The sequence below is a fragment of the Ralstonia mojiangensis genome (assembly GCF_023955645.1).
Taxonomy (GTDB): Bacteria; Pseudomonadota; Gammaproteobacteria; order Burkholderiales; family Burkholderiaceae; genus Ralstonia; species Ralstonia mojiangensis.
Genome location: NZ_JAMXHU010000001.1, coordinates 1024767 through 1044868, shown reverse-complemented (window position 1 = coordinate 1044868; position 20102 = coordinate 1024767). Strand labels below are relative to the sequence as shown.

The 20102-nt window shown below is 64.0% G+C and carries 19 protein-coding genes and 1 tRNA gene; 13 read left to right on the top strand and 7 right to left on the bottom strand.

Annotated features, from left to right (window positions below; genetic code table 11):
- The first annotated feature begins 122 nt into the window (after nucleotides 1–122).
- Nucleotides 123–1601, top strand: a complete 1479-nt coding sequence (locus NG898_RS04970; RefSeq protein ID WP_252691315.1) for an aminotransferase class V-fold PLP-dependent enzyme — start codon at nucleotides 123–125, stop codon at nucleotides 1599–1601.
- Between the two features lie 16 nt (nucleotides 1602–1617).
- Here NG898_RS04970 and NG898_RS04965 read toward each other — a convergent pair whose 3' ends face one another.
- Nucleotides 1618–2139, bottom strand: coding sequence for an Lrp/AsnC family transcriptional regulator (locus NG898_RS04965; RefSeq protein ID WP_252691314.1), 522 nt, complete (start codon nucleotides 2137–2139; stop codon nucleotides 1618–1620).
- Between the two features lie 145 nt (nucleotides 2140–2284).
- Between NG898_RS04965 and NG898_RS04960 the strand changes: the two genes are divergently transcribed.
- The 3 genes from NG898_RS04960 (at nucleotide 2285) to NG898_RS04950 (ending at nucleotide 7004) form a co-directional block, all read left to right on the top strand.
- Nucleotides 2285–3301, top strand: coding sequence for a 1-aminocyclopropane-1-carboxylate deaminase (locus NG898_RS04960; protein WP_252691313.1), 1017 nt, complete (start codon nucleotides 2285–2287; stop codon nucleotides 3299–3301).
- A 91-nt stretch (nucleotides 3302–3392) separates the two neighbouring features.
- Nucleotides 3393–6092, top strand: a complete 2700-nt coding sequence (gene mdeB, locus NG898_RS04955; RefSeq protein WP_252691312.1) for an alpha-ketoglutarate dehydrogenase — start codon at nucleotides 3393–3395, stop codon at nucleotides 6090–6092.
- A 492-nt stretch (nucleotides 6093–6584) separates the two neighbouring features.
- Nucleotides 6585–7004: a hypothetical protein gene (locus tag NG898_RS04950; protein ID WP_232040314.1), complete on the top strand. Its 420-nt coding sequence runs from the start codon at nucleotides 6585–6587 to the stop codon at nucleotides 7002–7004.
- Between the two features lie 22 nt (nucleotides 7005–7026).
- Here NG898_RS04950 and NG898_RS04945 read toward each other — a convergent pair whose 3' ends face one another.
- Complete coding sequence (locus tag NG898_RS04945; RefSeq protein WP_252691311.1) at nucleotides 7027–7860, bottom strand: aldo/keto reductase; 834 nt, start codon at nucleotides 7858–7860, stop codon at nucleotides 7027–7029.
- Between the two features lie 91 nt (nucleotides 7861–7951).
- Nucleotides 7952–9187 carry an NADH:flavin oxidoreductase/NADH oxidase family protein gene (locus NG898_RS04940; RefSeq protein ID WP_252691310.1) on the bottom strand — a complete coding sequence of 412 codons (1236 nt, stop codon included), beginning with the start codon at nucleotides 9185–9187 and terminating at the stop codon, nucleotides 7952–7954.
- Nucleotides 9188–9278: 91 nt separating this feature from the next.
- On the opposite strand from NG898_RS04940, the gene NG898_RS04935 reads away from it, so the two are divergent.
- Nucleotides 9279–9737: a MerR family transcriptional regulator gene (locus NG898_RS04935; protein WP_252691309.1), complete on the top strand. Its 459-nt coding sequence runs from the start codon at nucleotides 9279–9281 to the stop codon at nucleotides 9735–9737.
- Nucleotides 9738–9746: 9 nt separating this feature from the next.
- Here the strand turns inward: NG898_RS04935 and NG898_RS04930 are convergent, their stop codons facing one another.
- A complete protein-coding gene (locus NG898_RS04930) occupies nucleotides 9747–10097 on the bottom strand; it encodes an avidin/streptavidin family protein (RefSeq protein ID WP_252691308.1) in 351 nt (116 codons plus the stop codon).
- Between the two features lie 301 nt (nucleotides 10098–10398).
- On the opposite strand from NG898_RS04930, the gene NG898_RS04925 reads away from it, so the two are divergent.
- The gene (locus NG898_RS04925) at nucleotides 10399–10632 is read left to right on the top strand and encodes a hypothetical protein (RefSeq protein WP_252691307.1); all 234 of its coding nucleotides are present in this window, start codon (nucleotides 10399–10401) and stop codon (nucleotides 10630–10632) included.
- An 11-nt stretch (nucleotides 10633–10643) separates the two neighbouring features.
- Here the strand turns inward: NG898_RS04925 and NG898_RS04920 are convergent, their stop codons facing one another.
- Nucleotides 10644–11285, bottom strand: a complete 642-nt coding sequence (locus NG898_RS04920; protein ID WP_252691306.1) for a LysE/ArgO family amino acid transporter — start codon at nucleotides 11283–11285, stop codon at nucleotides 10644–10646.
- Nucleotides 11286–11359: 74 nt separating this feature from the next.
- Between NG898_RS04920 and NG898_RS04915 the strand changes: the two genes are divergently transcribed.
- A complete protein-coding gene (locus NG898_RS04915; protein WP_252691305.1) occupies nucleotides 11360–12256 on the top strand; it encodes a LysR family transcriptional regulator ArgP in 897 nt (298 codons plus the stop codon).
- A gap of 4 nt (nucleotides 12257–12260) precedes the next feature.
- Here the strand turns inward: NG898_RS04915 and NG898_RS04910 are convergent, their stop codons facing one another.
- Nucleotides 12261–13121 carry an MBL fold metallo-hydrolase gene (locus tag NG898_RS04910; protein WP_252691304.1) on the bottom strand — a complete coding sequence of 287 codons (861 nt, stop codon included), beginning with the start codon at nucleotides 13119–13121 and terminating at the stop codon, nucleotides 12261–12263.
- A 100-nt stretch (nucleotides 13122–13221) separates the two neighbouring features.
- Here NG898_RS04910 and NG898_RS04905 point away from each other — a divergent pair, with 100 nt between their 5' ends.
- From NG898_RS04905 to NG898_RS04885, 5 genes are all read left to right on the top strand, one after another.
- A complete protein-coding gene (locus NG898_RS04905) occupies nucleotides 13222–13587 on the top strand; it encodes an ArsR/SmtB family transcription factor (RefSeq protein WP_037031548.1) in 366 nt (121 codons plus the stop codon).
- 2 nt (nucleotides 13588–13589) lie between these two features.
- The gene (locus NG898_RS04900) at nucleotides 13590–14411 is read left to right on the top strand and encodes a sulfite exporter TauE/SafE family protein (protein WP_252691303.1); all 822 of its coding nucleotides are present in this window, start codon (nucleotides 13590–13592) and stop codon (nucleotides 14409–14411) included.
- Between the two features lie 35 nt (nucleotides 14412–14446).
- Nucleotides 14447–14523, top strand: a tRNA-Pro gene (locus NG898_RS04895).
- A 137-nt stretch (nucleotides 14524–14660) separates the two neighbouring features.
- Complete coding sequence (gene sixA / locus NG898_RS04890; RefSeq protein WP_252691302.1) at nucleotides 14661–15134, top strand: phosphohistidine phosphatase SixA; 474 nt, start codon at nucleotides 14661–14663, stop codon at nucleotides 15132–15134.
- A 128-nt stretch (nucleotides 15135–15262) separates the two neighbouring features.
- Nucleotides 15263–16096 carry a GNAT family N-acetyltransferase gene (locus tag NG898_RS04885; protein ID WP_252691301.1) on the top strand — a complete coding sequence of 278 codons (834 nt, stop codon included), beginning with the start codon at nucleotides 15263–15265 and terminating at the stop codon, nucleotides 16094–16096.
- 80 nt (nucleotides 16097–16176) lie between these two features.
- On the opposite strand, the gene ppx is transcribed toward NG898_RS04885, so the two are convergent.
- Nucleotides 16177–17700 carry an exopolyphosphatase gene (gene ppx, locus NG898_RS04880; protein WP_252691300.1) on the bottom strand — a complete coding sequence of 508 codons (1524 nt, stop codon included), beginning with the start codon at nucleotides 17698–17700 and terminating at the stop codon, nucleotides 16177–16179.
- Nucleotides 17701–17869: 169 nt separating this feature from the next.
- On the opposite strand from ppx, the gene ppk1 reads away from it, so the two are divergent.
- Nucleotides 17870–20041: a polyphosphate kinase 1 gene (gene ppk1 / locus NG898_RS04875; RefSeq protein WP_252691299.1), complete on the top strand. Its 2172-nt coding sequence runs from the start codon at nucleotides 17870–17872 to the stop codon at nucleotides 20039–20041.
- The last annotated feature ends 61 nt before the right edge of the window (nucleotides 20042–20102 follow it).

Sequence of the window (20102 nt, the reverse complement as noted above, 5' to 3'; positions counted from 1 at the left end):
TAGAGACTGAATTTTAGGGAATGTTTTCTGCCACATCGAGGATTTCCCAGGAAACTTTGAATTATTTTTCTGGGCTGTCCGCCGTATCATTTTCCCTGCCTCCACCGCAGCACAGAAACGAAATGAGCGACAGCAATACCCTCCACTACCTTGACTACGCAGCCACCACGCCGGCCGACCCGCGCGTGATTGCAGCCATGACCGCCTGCCTTGGCATGGAAGGCGCCTTCGGCAACCCGGCGTCGAGTTCGCATGCGACCGGCCGCGTCGCGCGGAACAAGGTCGAGCAAGCACGCGAGCAAGTTGCTACGCTCATTGGCGCCGATGCCGACGAGATCATCTGGACGTCAGGCGCCACCGAATCCAACAACCTCGCGCTGAAGGGCTACGCAGACGCCGCCACCAGCAAGCGCCACCTCATCACGAGTCGCATCGAACACAAGGCCATTCTCGACACGATGGCGAACCTGTCGGCGCGCGGCTGTTCGGTGACGTATCTCTCGCCGACACGCGACGGCGAAATTACGCCTGACGCCGTGGCCGCTGCGATGACGCCCGACACCGGGCTCGTCTCGCTCATGCTGGTGAACAACGAGCTGGGCACGCTGACCGACGTTGGCGCGATCGCGCAGATCGTGCATGCCGCTGGCGCGCTGTTCCACGTCGACGCCGCGCAGGCACTCGGCAAGACACCGATCGATGTGCGGGCGCTCGGCATCGACATGCTCTCGATGTCCGCCCACAAGGTCTATGGGCCCAAGGGGATCGGCGCGCTGTATGTCCGCCGCGACATCGCCTCGCGCATTGCGCCGCAAATCCACGGCGGCGGCCACGAGCGTGGTCTGCGCTCGGGCACGCTGGCGACGCATCAGATTGTCGGGATGGGCGTGGCGTGTGAGTTGGCTGCGGAAGAACTGGAGCACGAAACCGCCCGCATTGCTGCGCTGAGCCAGCGGCTGAAGACAGCGGTGCTCGCCCTGGGCGACGTGGTGCAGAACGCCGATGTGGCCCGACGCATTCCGCACACCCTCAGCCTGACGGTCAACACTCCCGGCTTCATGCCGATGATGCTGGGCGACGACCTTGCCGTGTCGTCCACATCGGCGTGCAACTCTGCAGCAGGCACACCATCGCACGTGCTGACGGCCATCGGCCTGGATGCCGATGCCGCAGGCCGCACCGTCCGCATCAGCCTGGGCCGCTTTGCGACAGAGCAAGATGTCGACTTTGCCGCTGCATGCTTCCAGCGCGCGATCGAGCAATGCCGCGCCACGGCATCGAGCGGATTGACCGCATCGCGGCAAATCATGCCGGCCGATCTGAAGACCATCCGCAATGCAGGTTTCCGCTCGGTTATCTGCAACCGCCCCGATGGCGAAAGCAGCGACCAGCCCGCCTTCGAGGACATTGCCGCCGCCGCCCGCGAACTGGGCCTGGAAGCGCGCTACCTGCCCGTCGAGCCGAATGGCATTGGCGATGCAGACGTTGCCGCGTTTGGCGCCTTGGTCGACACGCTGCCCAAGCCCATCCTCGCGTATTGCAGAAGCGGCAACCGGGCCGGCATGCTGTGGAACCGCCTGATGGAGCAGCGCAAGGGCTAGGCCTCCGCCAGCCCGGCTACGCCACCGGCAGCTCTGTCGTCGACAGCACCTGCTTGAGCACCATGAACGTCCGGATCTGCCGCACGCCCGGCAGATACAGCAGCTGTTCGGCGTGGAGCCGGTTGTAGCCTTCGTTGTCTTTCGTGCGCACGAGCATGAAGTAATCGAATTCGCCCGTCACGACGTGGCATTCCAGGCAGCCGGGCACCTTCTGCACCGCCTTTTCAAATGCCGTGAATGATTCCGGCGTCGAGCGATCCAGCACGACGCCGATCATCACCAGCGACCCCAGATCCAGCGCACGCGGATCGAGCAGCGCAACAATCCCCTTGATCAGCCCCAGCTCCTTGAGCCGTTCCACACGGCGCAGGCAGGCCGGCGGGCTGAGGTTCACCTTGGCCGCCAGGGCCACGTTGGAGATGGACGCATCGCGCTGGAGCGCCCTGAGAATCGCGCGATCGGTGCGATCCAAGGCGTGGCGCGTGGAAGCTGCCGACACGTCAGAGCCTTCCTGCAATTTTGTTTCGCTCTTTTTCATTTCTAAGAAATAACGAGATTCATCAATCGATCTAAGACCCGCTGCGTTCTGGATAGTAGACGATCTTTGCAACCTCATTTCGCGGCGTTCTGCGTACCATTGGTTTCCGACATCCCGCCATTTGCGGCACTGAAGGAGCCACCTCATGAACCTGCAGCGATTTCCCCGTTATCCCCTGACGTTCGGCCCGACGCCCATCCAGCCGCTCAAACGATTGAGCGCGCACCTGGGCGGCAAGGTGGAGCTGTTTGCCAAGCGCGAAGACTGCAACAGCGGCCTGGCCTTCGGCGGCAACAAGACGCGCAAGCTGGAATACCTGATCCCGGAAGCGCTGGAAGGCGGGTACGACACGCTGGTGTCCATTGGCGGCATTCAGTCGAACCAGACGCGCCAGGTGGCTGCCGTGGCGGCGCACCTCGGCCTCAAGTGCGTGCTGGTGCAGGAAAACTGGGTGAACTACTCCGATGCCGTGTACGACCGCGTCGGCAATATCGAGATGTCGCGCATCATGGGCGCCGACGTGCGCCTCGATGCCGCAGGCTTCGACATCGGCATCCGGCCCAGTTGGGAACAGGCCATGGAAGATGTGCGCAAGCGCGGCGGCAAGCCGTTCCCGATTCCGGCCGGCTGCTCCGAACACCCGCTCGGCGGCCTGGGCTTTGTCGGCTTTGCTGAAGAAGTGCGCCAGCAGGAAGCGGAGCTGGGCTTCAAGTTCGACTACATCGTCGTGTGCTCGGTCACGGGCAGCACGCAGGCCGGCATGGTCGTTGGCTTTGCGGCGGATGGCCGGGCCGACAAGGTGATCGGCATCGATGCCTCGGCCAAGCCGGAACAGACGCGCGCGCAGATCCTCCGCATTGCGCAACACACCGCTGAGCTGGTTGACCTCGGCCGCGACATTACGGAAAAAGACGTGGTGCTCGACACGCGCTACGGCGGCCCCGAATACGGCCTGCCCAATGAAGGCACGCTGGAAGCCATTCGCCTGTGCGCACGCCAGGAAGCCATGCTGACCGACCCGGTGTACGAAGGGAAATCCATGCACGGCATGATCGACATGGTGCGCAACGGTGAATTTCCGGAGGGCTCGCGCGTGCTCTACGCCCACCTGGGCGGCGTGCCGGCACTCAACGCATACAGCTTCATCTTCCGCAACGGTTGATACGGCGCCGCTGCAGCGGCGCATCCGGGCGCGGGCGTGCATCGCGTGATCACGGCCCGCCTTCCCATCCTTCCTTCAGGCAGGACCCGTCATGACGGATTTATCGACAGGAGCCGCGTCGATGCGCTCCCTCGTGCATCGCACCGAAGACAGCGACCCAGTGGAAACCGCGGAATGGCTCGACGCGCTGGATGCCGTCGTACAGCATGCCGGCACCGCGCGCGCGCAGTTCCTGTTCGACCGCCTGGCGGAGCGCGCCTCCAAGCTGGGCGTCGGCACCGCCCTCGCCCGCATCACGCCCTACGCCAACACGATCCCCGTTGAGGCGCAGCCGCCGTACCCCGGCGACATCGACACCGAAGAGCGACTGGCCGCCGCGCTGCGTTGGAACGCGCTCGCCATGGTGGTGCGCGCCAACCAAGCCTACGGCGAGCTGGGCGGCCACATCGCCAGCTATGCATCGGCCGCCGATCTGTTCGAAGTCGGCTTCAATCATTTCTTCCGGGCTGACAACGCGGAGCACGGCGGCGATCTCGTCTATTTCCAGCCGCACTCTTCGCCCGGCGTCTACGCGCGTGCGTATCTCGAAGGCTTCCTGGATGAAGCGCATCTCGAACACTATCGGCGCGAAATCACCGGTCCGGGGCTGTGCTCGTATCCGCATCCATGGTTGATGCCCGAGTTCTGGCAGTTCCCGACCGGATCGATGGGCATCGGGCCGATCAACGCGATCTACCAGGCGCGCTTCATGCGCTACCTGCACAACCGCGGCCTGCTGCAAACATCCGAACGCAAGGTGTGGGGTTTTTTTGGCGACGGCGAAATGGACGAGCCGGAATCGATCGGCGCGCTGTCGCTGGCGGCGCGCGAGCGGCTCGACAACATCGTGTTCGTCATCAACTGCAACCTGCAGCGGCTCGACGGCCCCGTGCGCGGCAACGGCCGCATCGTGGACGAACTCGAAGCGCAGTTCACCGGAGCCGGCTGGAACGTCATCAAGGTGCTGTGGGGCTCGGACTGGGACGCCCTCTTCGCCCGCGACCATTCGGGGGCCTTGCTGCGTGCATTCGCGCAGACCGTCGACGGCCAGTTCCAGACCTTCTCCGCCAACGACGGCGCCTACAACCGTGAGCGCTTCTTCGGCCAGAACCCCGAGCTTGCCGCGCTCGTCTCGCATTTCAGCAACGAAGACATCGACCGCCTGCGCCGCGGCGGCCACGACGTGCGCAAGCTCCACGCCGCCTATGCAAAGGCGCTGCAGCACACCGGCCAGCCCACGGTGATCCTCGCCAAGACGATGAAGGGCTTCGGCATGGGCAGCGTTGGGCAAGGTCGGATGACGACGCACCAGCAGAAGAAGCTCGATGTCGATCAGCTCAAGGCGTTTCGCGACCGCTTCCGCCTGCCGCTGTCGGACACCGATGTCGAGCAATTGAAGTTCTACAAACCAGCGCCAAACAGCCCAGAGATGCAATACCTGCATGCGCGCCGGGCTGCCCTCGGAGGCTATCTGCCCAGACGGCGGAAGGCGGCAACACAGGCGCTGACCGTGCCTGCGTTGCCATCCTGGGGACAATTCGCGCTGCAAGCCGAAGGCCGCGAGATGTCGACCACGATGGCGATCGTGCGGATGTTCGGCAACCTGCTGAAAGACGACACGCTGGGCCCGCGCGTGGTGCCGGTGGTGGCGGACGAAGCGCGCACGTTTGGCATGGCGAGCATGTTCCGGCAAGTCGGCATCTACTCGCCGCTGGGCCAGCAATACGAGCCGGAAGATCTGGGTTCGATGCTGTATTACCGCGAAGACACGGGCGGGCAGATCCTGGAGGAAGGCATCTCGGAGGCCGGCGCCATCTCGTCGTGGATTGCCGCCGCCACCGCCTACAGCACGCACGATCTGCCGATGCTGCCGTTCTACATCTACTACTCGATGTTCGGCTTCCAGCGCATTGGCGATCTCATCTGGGCAGCGGCCGACCAGCGTGCGCGCGGCTTCCTGATCGGCGCCACGGCGGGCAAGACAACCCTGGGCGGTGAGGGCCTCCAGCACCAGGACGGCACGAGCCACCTTGCCGCATCCACGGTGCCCAACTGCCGCGCGTGGGACCCGGCCTTTGCCTACGAGATTGCCGTCATCCTCGACGAAGGCATGCGCGCGATGCTGGAGCGCCAGGAAGACACGTTCTACTACCTCACGGTGACGAACGAGAACTACGCGCAGCCGTCGATGCCGGATCGCGATCTGCGCGAGGGCATTCTCAAAGGGATGTATCCGCTGGCCCCGCAAAGCCTGCCGACCGCGCGCGTGCAGTTGCTCGGCTCCGGCGCCATCCTGGGCGAAGTCATGGCCGCCGCGCAGATGCTCAAGGACGACTGGAACATCGACGCTGCCACCTGGAGCGTGACGAGCTTTTCCGAGCTGCACCGCGAGGCGATCGCTGCGGAACGCGTTGCCCGCCTGGGCGGTGAAGCCGCGCCTTCGTACGTGGAAGCCGTCTTGCGCGCATCGCGCGGCCCTGTGGTCGCGGCCACCGACTATGTGCGCGCCGTGCCCGAGCTGATCCGTGCGCACGTGCCGCGCCGCTACGTCACGCTCGGCACCGACGGCTTCGGCCGCAGCGACTCGCGCCGGGCGTTGCGCGAGTTCTTCGAAGTGGACCGCGCGTCCATCGCCATCGCCGCACTGAAGGCGTTGGCTGACGACGGTGAACTGGAGCGCGCCGTGGTGCGTGAGGCGGTTGCACGCTACGGCAAACACGCGACCATGACCGACGCGCCCTGGATGCGCTGAACAACCTGCACTCGCGAGGCATTCAGCTCGGCTCGCCGAGATCGAAGCTCGACGTGTGAGGCTTTTTGCTCGGCGTGTCGAGCTTTTTGCTCCGCGTGCCGAGCTTTTTGCTCCGCGTGTCGAGCTATTTGCTCCGCGTGCCGAGCTTTTTACTCCGCGTGTCGAGCTTTTTGCTCCGCGTGTCGAGCTATTTGCTCGGCGGTTGACGCTCAGAACTCGGCCCACGAGGCATTTTGCTCGACTGCCCGAGCTTTTTGCCTCGCACGCCGAGGTTTGTCGTTGGGGTGTGGCGCACTGAATCTCGGCCCTGCGTGCGGTCGATGCATCGGCGTAACGAAATGGGCAAGGGCACGGTCTTCCGAAATCGGTCGTGCGGCGGTTTCAGCCAAGGGTGTCGCGTCAGGGCCCTTTTTCGTTTCCAAATGTTACGACGTGCATTCAGGTCGACTTCGCGTAGCGCAAGCAGCGAGGCCGTGCAGTACAGTCCATGCCATGAAAAAAGCCCTCACCTGCCCGTCTCTCGTCCTGCTGGCCTTGCTCGGTGCGTGCGCATCGCACCCGCAACAGCAGCCCGTTGATTCGCCCACCGCCGCTGCGGCAACCACCGACGCCAGCGCAGACAACGGCTGGCAGGTGCTGCGCGCCAACTACATGGCGTGCGTGCAGCGCCAGGCCGATAGCGGCGTGCCGGGCACCACGCAGACGAAGTCCGTGGTCGCCTCCGCGCTCGATGCCTGCGAGGGCGATCTGCGCACCATGCACGACGGTTTCCGCGACCACCTGAGCGCGTCGATGTCTTCATCCGGCGCGCGCAAGGCAGCCGACCGCGTCACCAAAGACACCCGCGAGAAAGCCCGCGTCTACCTGATGGGCTACGTCGACCACGAGCGCTACCTGGCGAAGTCGCGCTGAGCACTTAGCGCGCTTAGGACGCTTAGAGCATCTCCAACGCGCGCGGCCCTTTGGGCGGCGGGAAGATGCTGTCCAGTGTTGCAAGCTGCTCAGCCGTGAGCGTGTGCGACAGCGCGCCGATGTTCTCGCGCAACCGGTCACGGTGGCCGGTCTTGGGAATCGCGATGATGCCGTCGCGTGCCAGCAGCCACGCGAGCGCCACCTGTGCCGGCGTCATGCCGCACGCCTGCGCGAAGTGCACCAGCTTCGGATGCCGAACGAGCCGCGCCTGCTCGATGGGCGAATAGGCCATCACCGGCACACGGCGCTCGCGCAGCCAGGGCAACAAATCCCATTCGATACCGCGCCGGCTGAGGTTGTAGAGCAGCTGGTTGACGGCAATCTGATCGCCGCCGGGCGCGTCCCACCATTCCTCCATGTCGGACAGGTCGAGATTGCTCACGCCGTATTGGCGGATCTTGCCGTCGCGCTGCAGGGCCTGCAGGCCTTCCAATGTTTCTTCGAACGGCACATCGCCGCGCCAGTGCAGCAGGTACAGATCGAGGCGATCAGTGCCGAGGCGGCGCAGGCTGCGCTCGCACGCGGCAGCAATACCGCGCCGGCTGGCGTTGTGCGGATAGACCTTGCTGACGAGAAAGACGTCATCGCGCCGCCCGGCAATGGCCTCACCGATTAACGATTCGGAGAGGCCTTCGCCGTACATCTCGGCGGTGTCGATCAGCCGCAAACCCAGGTCGAGGCCCAGGCGCAGCGTGGCGATTTCTTCGGCGCGCGTGGCGCGGTCGTCGCCGATGTTCCAGGTGCCCATGCCGAGTGCAGGGACGCGTTCGCCGTTGGGCAGAGTGACGTGTTTCATGTCGTGCTTTCCGATCGGTAAGGCAAAACATGAATCTACAAGAGACGCGGCGCACTGGTAAGGCGGCGCCGGTCCCGTCAGAAAATACGACCTAGCGCGCCTGACGTTGCGCCGCCCACCGGCGATAGCGCCTCGACTGGCACGCTGCGGCCAGTTGCTGTTCGATCAGTGCCCGCAGGGGCGACACGCCAGGGGCCGTCGTGCGCCCCTTGCTCAACCGGCCGAGCTGAAACTTGACGACAGCCATGTTGGCGAGTGCGCCGAGCGCCTTGTTCTTCCACGTGATGGGCTGCAGCACCGGCGCGCTGTTCTTGCCGCCCGCCCAGTCGCGCGGCAGGTTCGGATCGATGGACAGCGCCGTCGCAATGCCGACCATGTCGACACCGCTGTCGACCACCTGCTCCGCCACGGCCCGGCGCCGGATGCCGCCCGTGACCATCAGCGGCATGCGGGCAATGGCGGCAATGTCGCGGGCGAATTCCAGGAAATAGGCTTCGCGGGCGAGCGTGCGGCCGTCGCGCGCGTGCCCTTGCATGGCCGGAACTTCGTAGCTGCCGCCGGACAGTTCAACGAGGTCGACACCCAGCGGATTGAGCAACTCAACCACCTGCTTGGCATCGTCAGGGCTGAAACCGCCGCGCTGGAAATCGGCCGAGTTCAGCTTGACCGCCACCACAAACTCCGGCGACACGGCGGCGCGCACGCTGCGCACGATATCGAGCAGCAGGCGCGCGCGGTTCTCGATCGGGCCGCCCCACTGGTCCTGCCGCCGGTTCGAAATAGGGGAGAGAAACTGGCTTAGCAGATAGCCATGGGCGGCGTGGATCTGCACACCGGTGAAGCCGCTCTGCTCAGCCAATTGCGCGCTGCGGGTAAAGCGCTGCTGGACTTCACGGATGTCCGCCTCGGTCATCTCGCGCGGCACCGGAAACTGCTTGGACAGTGCGCCAAGCGCCAGTGGAACGGCTGACGGCGCCACCGTCGGCTGCCCCAGCGATGCCGGCATCTGGCGCCCCGGATGGTTGATCTGCACCCACGCATGCGCGCCATGCGCACGCGCCACCTGGGCCCAGTGGCGGAAGCGTTCCAGATGCGCGCCGTCTTCCAGCACGACGCCGTTCGGGCCGGTCATGGCGCGGTGGTCGACCATCACATTGCCGGTCAGGATCAGGCCTGCGCCGCCTGCTGCCCATGCCTCGTACAGGCGCAGCAGCGCGTCGGAAGGCGCGTGATCGGCATCGGCCATGTTCTCTTCCATGGCGGCTTTGGCAAGGCGATTGGGAATCACCGCGCCGTTGGGCAAGACGAGGGGCGTGAAGAGCTTCATGGGTGGCATCCGCTTTCGGGATTTGACGTTTGACGACACCTGAACCCTAAGCTTAAAGTCAACTTGAATGTCAAGCCTGCGGAGCACGCACATGAAGATTGGTGAACTGGCCCGCCTGAGCGGCGTGGCCGCCTCCCGAATCCGGTTTTATGAAGCGAGCGGCCTGTTGCAGCCCGCTGAGCGGCAATCCAATGGGTATCGGGAATACGCGCCGGAATCGGTCACGCGGCTGCAGATCATCCTGCGCGCGCAAAGTGCGGGATTCTCGCTGGAAGAGATTCGCGCTTTTTTGCCCGGACACCAAGGCGCGTGGTCACGCGAAGACCTTCTGCAGGCGCTGCAAAGCAAGGTTGCGGAAATCGATGTGCTTGAGCAGCACCTGGCGCAAAACAAGCGCGACTTGCTGGCGCTCATTCGCGAGGTCGACCACGAGGCCGACGGTGAAGGCTGCGCCGAACGCGCCCGCCGCGTGTTCGACAAGATGAACCTGCGACCACTCAAGCAGCCCGCGGCAGAACCTCCGGCGCGCCCGGCAAGAAAGCGTGGCTGAGGCGCGCGGCTATTCCGAGACGCGCTCGAACGTGTCGGCGTTGGTCATCACCGCATGCGGCCAGGCCCGTTTGCCGTCGCCCTCTGTGGCCCGGTCCGACACCACGTGCCACACGGTCTCCAGCCTGCCCGCTCGCAGCACACCGGTGAACGCACACACCATGTCGCCCTTGGGCGTCCCACCGGCAAAGGCGAATGCAATGCAATCGCCGTGGCAGGTTCCGACCACGTCGTAGTCCCGGCCGAAGAAGCCGCTGTCATCCAGCGCCGTGCGGAATGTGCCCGACAGCCGCTCGCCGTCTTCCTCCAATGTCACAACGGAACCGTATTGGTTCCGCCAGCTTCCCGTCCAGGTTGCCATTTCGCCTCCTCCCATCCTTCTCGTTCTGAACGTATGACCGATCAGCAGGACACATACCTCTCTGCCAGCACCCCAGCGCTGACTCGGGAATGGCAATTGCGTCCTCCCCCGCGCCCGATGCCGAAAATGCCGGCGCCGGAGCCAAAGAAAAACGCACTTCAGATCGTCTGGCAGCGCCTTGCAGAACGGCTGTTGGCACTTCCGACGCAGGCTATGTGGTAACGCTTACGCACGGTTTTGTATAAAGGCCATCTGCGCGACAGAAGGCCCTCCCCCTTACAAAATCAAGCTGGAGACAACGATGCTGAGTCCCCATGAAATTGCGACGCTGGTTTTGCTATGCGGCAACTCGCAACCGCGCGATCTGGACACGGTGGATGTTGAAACGCTGCTGGCGCTGCAACTCCTAACATTGGAACGTCCAAGCCCCGGCGTGAGCGAACCGCGCGTGACGCTGCAGGGGCATGCGTTATTGAAATCGCTGGGCGTACTCCGCGTGCGCAAGGGCATGCAGACAGCGGCGGCTTTACGGTAGACGGAATCGAATCAAAGCCCGCCCAGCGCGTGACGCAGCAGCACCGCAGACAGCACCAGCATCGTCACGCCGATCAAGCCGTCCAGCACCTGCCACGCCATCGGCCGGGCAAACCATGGTGCCAGCCAGCGCGCGCCAAACCCCAGCGACACAAACCACAACAGGCTGGCCGATCCTGCCCCCGCCACAAACCAGCCGCGCAATGCCGAGGCTTGCTGCGCGCCAATGCTGCCCACGAGCAGCACCGTATCCAGATAGACGTGGGGATTGAGCAGCGTAAAGGCCGCCGCCTGCGCCAACGCCGCGCCCCGGCTGAGGCCATCCCCACCTGCGGCGGCCCGTAACTGGTTGGAATGCCGCGCCCGCCGCAGCGCCTGCACGCCATACAGCAACAGGAACGCGGCGCCTGCCAACGCAAGAAATCGCGCGAGGCTGGGTCGTTCGCCCAACGCCTGCGCCATGCCCAGCACGCCCGCCAGGATCAGCACCGCATCGGCCATCGCACAGAACAGCACGACGCTGCCCACATGCTCGCGGCGCAGGCCCTGACGCAGCACGAACGCGTTCTGCGCGCCGATGGCCACGATCAGGCCAAAGCTCAAGGCCAAGCCCTGCAGGAAGACGGAAGAGGAAGTTGCAATCGAGGTCGTCATGCGCGCAGCTTGCCGGCCCGATTGAATGAAGACAAACTATCTTTTCTTCATTCAATTCAGTTTCTCTAATTTACGTGCTGGATTATTCCGCCCTGGCAGCGTTGGCCGCCGTCATCCGAGAAGGCAGCTTCGAGCGGGCAGCCCGCGCACTCAATGTCACGCCGTCGGCCATTTCGCAGCGGATCCGGTTGCTGGAAGAACGCGTTGGCTGCGCGCTGGTGGTGCGTGACCAGCCGTGCCGCCCGACTGAAACCGGCCGACGGCTTTGCCAGCACGTAGATCGCGTTCGCCTGCTCGAACAGGAATTGCAAGGCGCGCTGCCGACGCTGGCGCCGGAAGGCGTCGCGCGCGTTGCGCTGCCCATTGCCGTGAATGCCGACAGCCTGGCGACGTGGCTCGCACCGGCAATCGCCACATTTGCCGCGGCACACCCGGTGTTGATGGAAGTGGCCGTGGATGACCAGGATCACACCAGCGAATGGCTGCGCAGCGGCGCCGTGCTGGCTGCCGTTACCGCCACCGCGCGGCCGGCCACCGGATGCAACAGCCGTCCGCTTGGTGCCATGCGCTATCTGGCTGCGGCCAGCCCGGCATTCGTGCGCGAACATTTCGCTGACGGCGTCGGCGCAGGTGAACTGTCGAAAGCGCCTTGCCTCGTGTTCAACACCAAGGATGCGTTGCAGGCCACCTGGGCAAGGCGCCTGTGCCATCGCCATGTGGAACTGCCGCGCCATCTGCTGCCTTCGTCACAGGCGTTTGTGACTGCGGCCGTGGCCGGCATGGGCTGGGGGCTGCATCCGCATGCGCTGATTGCGCAGCATCTTGAAGACGGTTCGCTGGTCGAGCTGGTGCCTGACACGCCGTTGGACGTGCCGCTGCATTGGCAGCACGCGCGGGCGGCATCGGCGCTGCTGGACGAACTCAGCCGCGAGGTGCTGACTGCCGCGCGTGCCGCGCTGCTTGCGCCCTGACCGGTTACAGCGCGTTCAGCGGAATCTTGAGGTACTGCACACCATTCGGCTCCGCTGGGGGCAACATGCCCGCGCGAATGTTCACCTGAATCGCCGGCAGGATCAGCGTGGGCATGCTGAGCGTGGCGTCGCGCTTCGTGCGCATCTGCACGAACTCGGCCTCGGTCACGCCATCGCGCACATGGATGTTGGCGCGGCGCTGCTCGGCCACTGTTGTGTGGCAGATGGCTTCGCGGCCGGCGGGCGGATAGTCGTGGCACATGTAGAGCCGGGTGTCCGGCGGCAGATCCAGCAGGCGGCGGATCGACTGGTACAGCGTGCCTGCATTCCCACCCGGAAAATCGCAGCGCGCAGTGCCCACGTCCGGCATGAACAGCGTGTCACCCACAAACACCGCATCGCCCACCTGATACGCCATGTCCGCCGGCGTGTGACCCGGCACGGCCAGCGCCTTGGCTTCCAGATTGCCGATATGGAACACTTCGTCCGGCGCGAACAGGTGGTCGAACTGCGAACCATCGAGCAGGAACGACGGCTCGAGATTGAAGATCGGCTTGAACACGCCCTGCACGACACGAATGCGCTCGCCGATTGCGATGCGCCCACCGAAACGCCCACGCAGATATGGCGCGGCCGACAGGTGATCGGCATGCGCGTGCGTCTCCAACAGCCATTCGAGGCGCAAGTCCTGCGCTTCGATGAAGGCGGCAACGCGGTCGGCCGAGCGTGTCGTGGTGCGGCCCGATTTCGGGTCGTAGTCAAGCACCGAGTCGATCACGGCACATGGCGTGCCGGGGCCTGCATGCACCACGTAGGTCATGGTGCAGGTATCGGGGTCGAAGAAGGATTCGATCTGGGCATGCATGGTGGATGTTCCCGAACAATCTATATTTTTATAGAATATCGCCTGACATTCTGTCTGCCAATAGCGCAAACAGCGCGAATAGAGTCCAGCGCCACGCCCCATGAGCCATTCCACTGCCAGTCCCGACGTTGTGCCGCTGCCCGAGGCGGCCATTTCGATGCTGCGCGCCTCGGCGTCGCAGGCGTGTGCCGTGCTCAAGGCCATGGCCCACGAAGACCGTCTGCTGCTGCTCTGCCAACTTACGCAGGGCGAGCGCAATGTCGGCGAGCTGGAGGCGCTGGTGGGCCTGCATCAGCCCAGCCTGTCGCAGCAGCTGGGCGTGCTGCGCGACGAGGGCCTTGTCACCACGCGGCGCGAGGGCAAATACATCTACTATCGGCTCGCCAGCTTCGAGGTCATCCAGATCATGCAGACACTCTCCGAGCTGTACTGCGGCAAGGTCTTGAAAAAGATGGCGGGACATTGACCATGTCGCCAATCGAAGCGGGTTGGATCGTCAGCGCGGGGCTGGGCTCTGTGGTGGGGCTCATTCTGGCGCTCACAGGTGCGGGCGGGGCTATCGTCGCGGTGCCGCTGCTGATTTTCGGATTGCATCTGTCGGTGCCACAAGCTGCGCCGATTGCGCTGCTGGCGGTGGGGCTGTCCGCCGGACTGGGCGCGATGCTCGGCTTGCGGGAAGGCAAGGTCCGCTACAAGGCCGCTGGGCTGATGGCGCTGTGCGGCGTGGTGATCTCGCCGTTCGGCATCTGGGCTGCGCACCGCGTGCCGAACACGCCGCTCACGCTGCTGTTTGCAGTGGTACTCGCCTATGTGGCGCTACGGATGTTCCGGCAAGCGCGCGCGGCGCCGTCAACCGAGGTCCAGCCGAGGCGAACCGCCCCGCCCTGCCACCTCGACACGACCACGGCCAAGCTGGTCTGGACGCTGCCATGCGCACGCGCATTGGCCGCGTCGGGCGTGGGCGCGGGCTTCCTGTCCGGATTGCTTGGCGTGGGCGGCGGCTTTGTCATCGTGCCTGCATTGCGCCGCGCGACCGATCTGCCGATGCAAACCATCGTCGCCACCTCGTTAGCGGTGATCGCGCTGGTGTCCATGGGCGGTGTGGTCGCCTCGGCCATTGGCGGGCATGTCGATTGGCATATCGCGCTACCGTTTGCCGCCGGCGCCTTGACCGGCATGCTGGCGGGCCGGCGCTTTGCGCGGCATTTGGCGGGGCCGGCGCTGCAGCAAGGATTTGCTGCTTTTGCGGGCGTCGTGGCGCTCGGCATGATCGCTCGAACACTAATTTGACCAGCGTGTTGCGGAAGCGGTACAATCGCGGTCTTCGGGGCGTAGCGTAGTCTGGTAACGCGTCCGGTTTGGGACCGGAAGACCGCGGGTTCAAATCCTGCCGCCCCGACCAGAATTGAGCAGCAAACAAAACGGCTTACGTTCATTACGTAAGCCGTTTTGCTTTGGAGCACGCGTTGCGGCTCGTGGTGTCATCTGGCGATGCTATAAAGACAGCGTCCGCATCACGCAATGCCACCGACTTTCCCCATGAACCTCATCCTGTGGCGCCACGCTGAAGCCGAAGACGTGGCCGCATCCTTGCGCATCCAGCGCAACACCGATCTCCAGCGAGAACTCACCAAGCGCGGTCACAAGCAGGCCGAGAAGATGGCCCATTGGTTGCGCCCTCGCCTGCCGGAAGACACGCTCATACTCGCCAGCCCCGCTGTACGTACGCAGCAGACTGCGCGCGCCCTCACCGAACATTTCCACACGCTCACCGCGCTGGCGCCCGGAGCCGATGTCAGCGCGATCCTCGATGCATTGGACTGGCCGTCCAATAAGAATCTGCTGCTGGTCGGCCATCAGCCGTGGCTGGGCCGCCTTGCCAGCTTGCTCATCGCGGGCGTGGAAATGGACTGGAGCGTGAAGAAAGCCGGCGTGTGGTGGCTCTGCCGCCGCATGCGCGAAGACGAAGCGCAGACCGTTCTGCGCGCGGTGGTCAATCCCGATCTGGTGTGACACATCGCCCTCGTCATAGCATCGCTACGCAAAATTCACGCAACGGTCACGATTGACACGCTTTTGTCGCGGATCTGTCACGCAGCGTCTCTAGAATCGCCTCGAAATCCACCCTTGGGGATCCACGAATGCGAGACCTGCCGACGCCCACCCAGCCATTGATCGACGCACTGCCGAGCCTAAATCTGGGCAACGCACGGAGGGGCCTTCCTCGCTCACCCGACGCTGTTCCGGCGCGTGACAAGCCTGTTCTGGCCGTTTCGTGGGCGCGCCATCAGGATGAAGTGACCGAAGCACAGCGCCTGCGCTACAAGGTGTTTGCCGAAGAAATGGGCGCTCGCCTGCCCTCGGCCCATACCGAACTGGACGTCGACATGTTCGACGCCGTGTGCGACCACCTGATCGTGCGCGACCAGAAGACGCTGCGCGTGGTGGGCACCTATCGCGTGCTGCGCCCGGACGCCGCCAAGCAGATCGGTTGCCTGTATTCCGAATCCGAATTCGACCTCGTGCGCCTGACGCACCTGCGCCCGAAGATGGTGGAGCTTGGCCGCTCGTGCGTGCACCGCGACTACCGCTCGGGCAGCGTCATCATGGCGCTGTGGGCCGGTCTGGGCGAATACATGCAGCGCTACGGCTTCGAATCGATGCTGGGCTGCGCAAGCGTGTCGATGGGCGATGGCGGTCACTTTGCTGCAAGCCTGTATCGCAGCTTCGTCGACGATGGCTCGCTCGCACCGATCGAGTACCACGCCTTCCCGCGCGTGGCGCTGCCGGTGGACGAACTGAACCAGCATCTGGAAGTCGAGCCGCCTGCGCTCGTGAAGGGCTATCTGCGCCTGGGCGCACGCATCTGCGGCGCACCGGCGTGGGACCCTGACTTCAACGTCGCCGATTTCCTCACGCTGCTGCGTCTGTCGGACATCAACCCGCGCTACGCACGCCACTTCCTGCGCGGCTGAGATCGCTCGGAACGGTTTCACGCAAAATAAAACGGCCCGGGTCACTCCGGGCCGTTTTGCTTGGGATGCAGCGAGACGCCTTACACGTACACCACCTTGTAGCGGCGACCGATGCGCTGCCACTCATCGGCTTCTTTCGCCAGGCTGTATTCCACCAGCGGATTCTGCTCGATCCAGCTCTTGGGCAGCTCGACCTCGAAACCGCCTTCATTCAGTTCGCCTTCGCTGTGGCGCACGCGCAGGCCGGGCAACTGCATCGCTCCCCGACGACGGCACAGCACGAACGCCAGACGCAGGCTGAACAGCATCCGCCAATCCAGGAACTTTCCGCCGCCCGACAGTTTGCCGAGCTTGCCGGCATGACCCAGCAGCAGCGTCGCGAGGCGCGCCTGATCGGTCTTGGAGAAGCCCGGCATATCGGCATGGCTGGCGATGTACGCCGAGTGCTTGTGGTACCCGCTGTGCGAGATGCTCATGCCGATCTCGTGCAGGTTTGCCGCCCAACCCAGCAGCGCGAGATTGTCTTCGCGGCGCTCATCGGGCGGATCGGGAAACTGCGATAAAAGCGCCGTCGCCGCATCGCGGACACGGCTCGCCTGCGCGCGGTCGACGCTGTAGCGGCGCATGAACTGCTCAATCGTCACCGTGCGCATGTCTTCATGATGGGTACGGCCGAGCAGGTCATACAGCACGCCCAGGCGCAAGGCGCCGTCGGTCACATCCATACGATCCACATCGAGCTCGGCAAACACGCCGAGCATGATCGACAGGCCGCCCGGCAGCACCGGAATCCGGTCCGACTTCAGGCCGTTGAGCTTCAGACGATTGGTGTTCTCCGACTTGACGAGCGCGCGCTTCAGGCGCTCGAGCCCTTCGCGCGTGATGCCGTGCTCGTTGCTCTTGTCATTGAAACCGTTCAGCTCGATCAGCTCAGCCAGCGCACGTGCCGTACCCGAAGACCCGACGGCCTGGTTCCAGCCAGCCGTGCGGTACTGCTGCACGAGCACCTGGATTTCGCGACGTGCGGCCAACTCGGCCTGCTTCATCGCATATTCGTCTACGTTGCCGTTCGGGAAGAAATGCCGGCTATGCGAAACACAACCGATATACAGCGACTCCATCAGCTTGGGCTTGTAGCCATTGCCGATGATGAACTCCGTGGAGCCACCGCCGATATCGACGACGAGCCGGTTGCCCTGGCACGCCGGTGCGTCATGCGATGCACCGAGATAGATCAGCCGAGCTTCTTCGCGGCCCGCAATCACCTCGATGGGGAACCCCAGAGCGGCTTCCGCCTCGATCAAGAATTCCTGCGCGTTCTTGGCCACGCGCAACGTGTTGGTGGCCACGGCGCGCACATGCTCGGGGGCAAAATCGCGCAAGCGATCGCCAAAGCGGCGCAAGGCATCGACGCCGCGCCGACGGGCAGGCTGATCCAGGTATTTATCTTGCGTAAGCCCAGCGGCCAAACGGACCGGCTCGCGCAGCGCATCAACCTGGAATATCTGGGTGCCACCAGGGGTTTCGTCGACGCGGCCGATCATCAGCCGAAAGCTGTTGGAGCCCATGTCGACAGCAGCCAGCAGACGGGGGGTGGGACTCATGAATGAAAACGGTTGAGGAGCAGAATCAGGGGCGCGGAGTATTGTCGTTCGAAACAATGCGCAACAAAATATGTCTTTATTGTGTCCCGAACGTGACAAATCCAATGTGTCACAAATTTGACACCGAACTATGAAAAAGTGGCCGGATCGTCATCCGTCTGAACACAACATGTCGACATTGCCCGCGGGCGATCTGCTCAATCGCGAACTGGGCATCCTGGAATTCAACGCCCGTGTGCTCGCCCAGGCTGCTGACCCGGGTGTGCCGCTGATGGAGCGGCTGAAATTCATCTGCATCGTGTCGAGCAACCTCGATGAGTTCTTTGAAATCCGCATTGCCGGATTGAAGGAGCAGATGCGCGACAACCCTTCGTCGGTCACACCCGACGGGCTGTCGGTGCAGCAGGCATTTGGCGTGGTTTCGGAGCGGGTGCGGCAGCTGGTCGCGCAACAGTATGCCATGTTGCAGGACGAGATCCTGCCCCTGCTGGAGAAGGAACGCGTCTTCTTCCACATGACTACCAACTGGAATGAAGCCCAGCGCGCCTGGTGCCGCAATTTCTTCCAGCGCGAACTGGTGCCCATCCTGACGCCGATGGCGCTGGACCCGGCACACCCCTTCCCGCGCGTGCTCAACAAAAGCCTGAACTTCATCATCGAGCTGTCGGGCAAGGATGCCTTCGGCCGCGAGGCTGAACTGGCCATCGTGCAGGCGCCGCGCGCCCTGCCCCGGCTTGTGCAGATGCCGCCGGAGCTGTCAGGCTATCCGTATGGGTTCGTGCTGCTCTCGTCTTTCATGCAAGGCTTTGTGCACGAACTGTTTCCGCAGATCGACGTACACGGCTGCTACCAATTTCGCGTAACACGCAACTCCGACCTGTTCGTGTCGGAAGATGAAATCACGGACTTGCGCGAAGCGCTGCAGGGCGAACTTTCAACCCGTCACTTTGGCGACGCGGTACGCCTGGAAATCGCTCATGACACATCGCCGGCATTGGCACTACGCCTGCTGCAGGAGTTCGGTCTAGCCGAAACGGACTGCTACCGCGTCAAAGGCCCGGTGAACCTCGTGCGCCTGCTGCAGGTGCCTGACATGGTCGACAAGCCGGTGCTGAAGTACCCGCCGCATGTGCCAGCGACGGTCAGGCAGGTGGCTAACAGCTCGAACGTGTTCGACGCCATCCGCCAGGGCGACATCCTGCTGCACCATCCGTACGAAAGCTTCACGCCGGTGCTGGAATTGCTGCAGCAAGCTGCGCGCGACCCCGACGTGGTCGCCATCAAGCAGACTGTCTACCGCACCGGCAACGAATCCACGGTGATGGAAGCGCTCATCAAAGCAGCGCACAACGGCAAGGAAGTGACTGTCGTCGTCGAACTGCTCGCGCGCTTTGACGAAGAGACGAACATCAACTGGGCGGACCAGCTTGAATCGGCCGGCGCCCATGTCGTGTATGGCGTGGTTGGCCACAAGTGCCACGCAAAGATGCTGCTGGTGGTGCGCCGTGAGGTGTCCGGCAAGGGCAAGACGGTTAAGCTGCGCCGCTACGCGCACCTTGGCACGGGCAACTACCATCCCAAGACCGCCCGCCTCTACACCGACTTCGGCCTCATGACCGCCAACGAGCAGATCTGCGAAGACGTGCATCACGTGTTCCAGTTGCTGACAGGCACAGGCGCGCAGGTCAAGCTGCATCATTTATGGCACTCGCCGTTCACGATGCACGACAACCTGATCGAGCACATCCGGGCCGAAGCACGTGCCGCTCGTGCAGGCAAACGTGCGCGCATCATCGGCAAGATGAATGCGCTACTGGAACCGGCCATCATCGACGAGCTATACAAGGCATCGCGCGCGGGCGTGAAAGTCGACTTGATCGTGCGCGGCGTGTGTGCCCTCAAGCCGGGCGTACCTGGGCTGTCGGAAAACATCAGCGTGCGCTCCGTCGTTGGGCGTTTCCTGGAGCACCACCGCGTCTATTACTTCCATGCTGGCGGCGAGGAAGTCGTCTATCTTTCCAGCGCCGACTGGATGGACCGCAACCTGTTCCGCCGTGTCGAAGTGGCCTTCCCCGTGCTCGACCGCAAGCTCAAGGCGCGCGTCATCAGGGAAAGTCTGCAGGTGCATCTGCGCGATAACGCGTCGGCGTGGGTCATGCAGCAGGATGGCCGCTACGTGCAGCGTCAGACGCGTGGCAAGCACGTGCGCATCAGCCAATTGGAACTGCTGAACCACTTCTCGCCGCAGGCCGCTGCAGCGGCGGAGACGGCTGCCGCAGTGGCGGCGGCAACGGCCGCGGAACCGACGGAGCGCGCTCCGGTGGATATCTCCGCAGGCTGATCCGGCCGCCTGCCAGCAAACGAAAACGCACGCTCAACAGCGTGCGTTTTTCATTGGATCA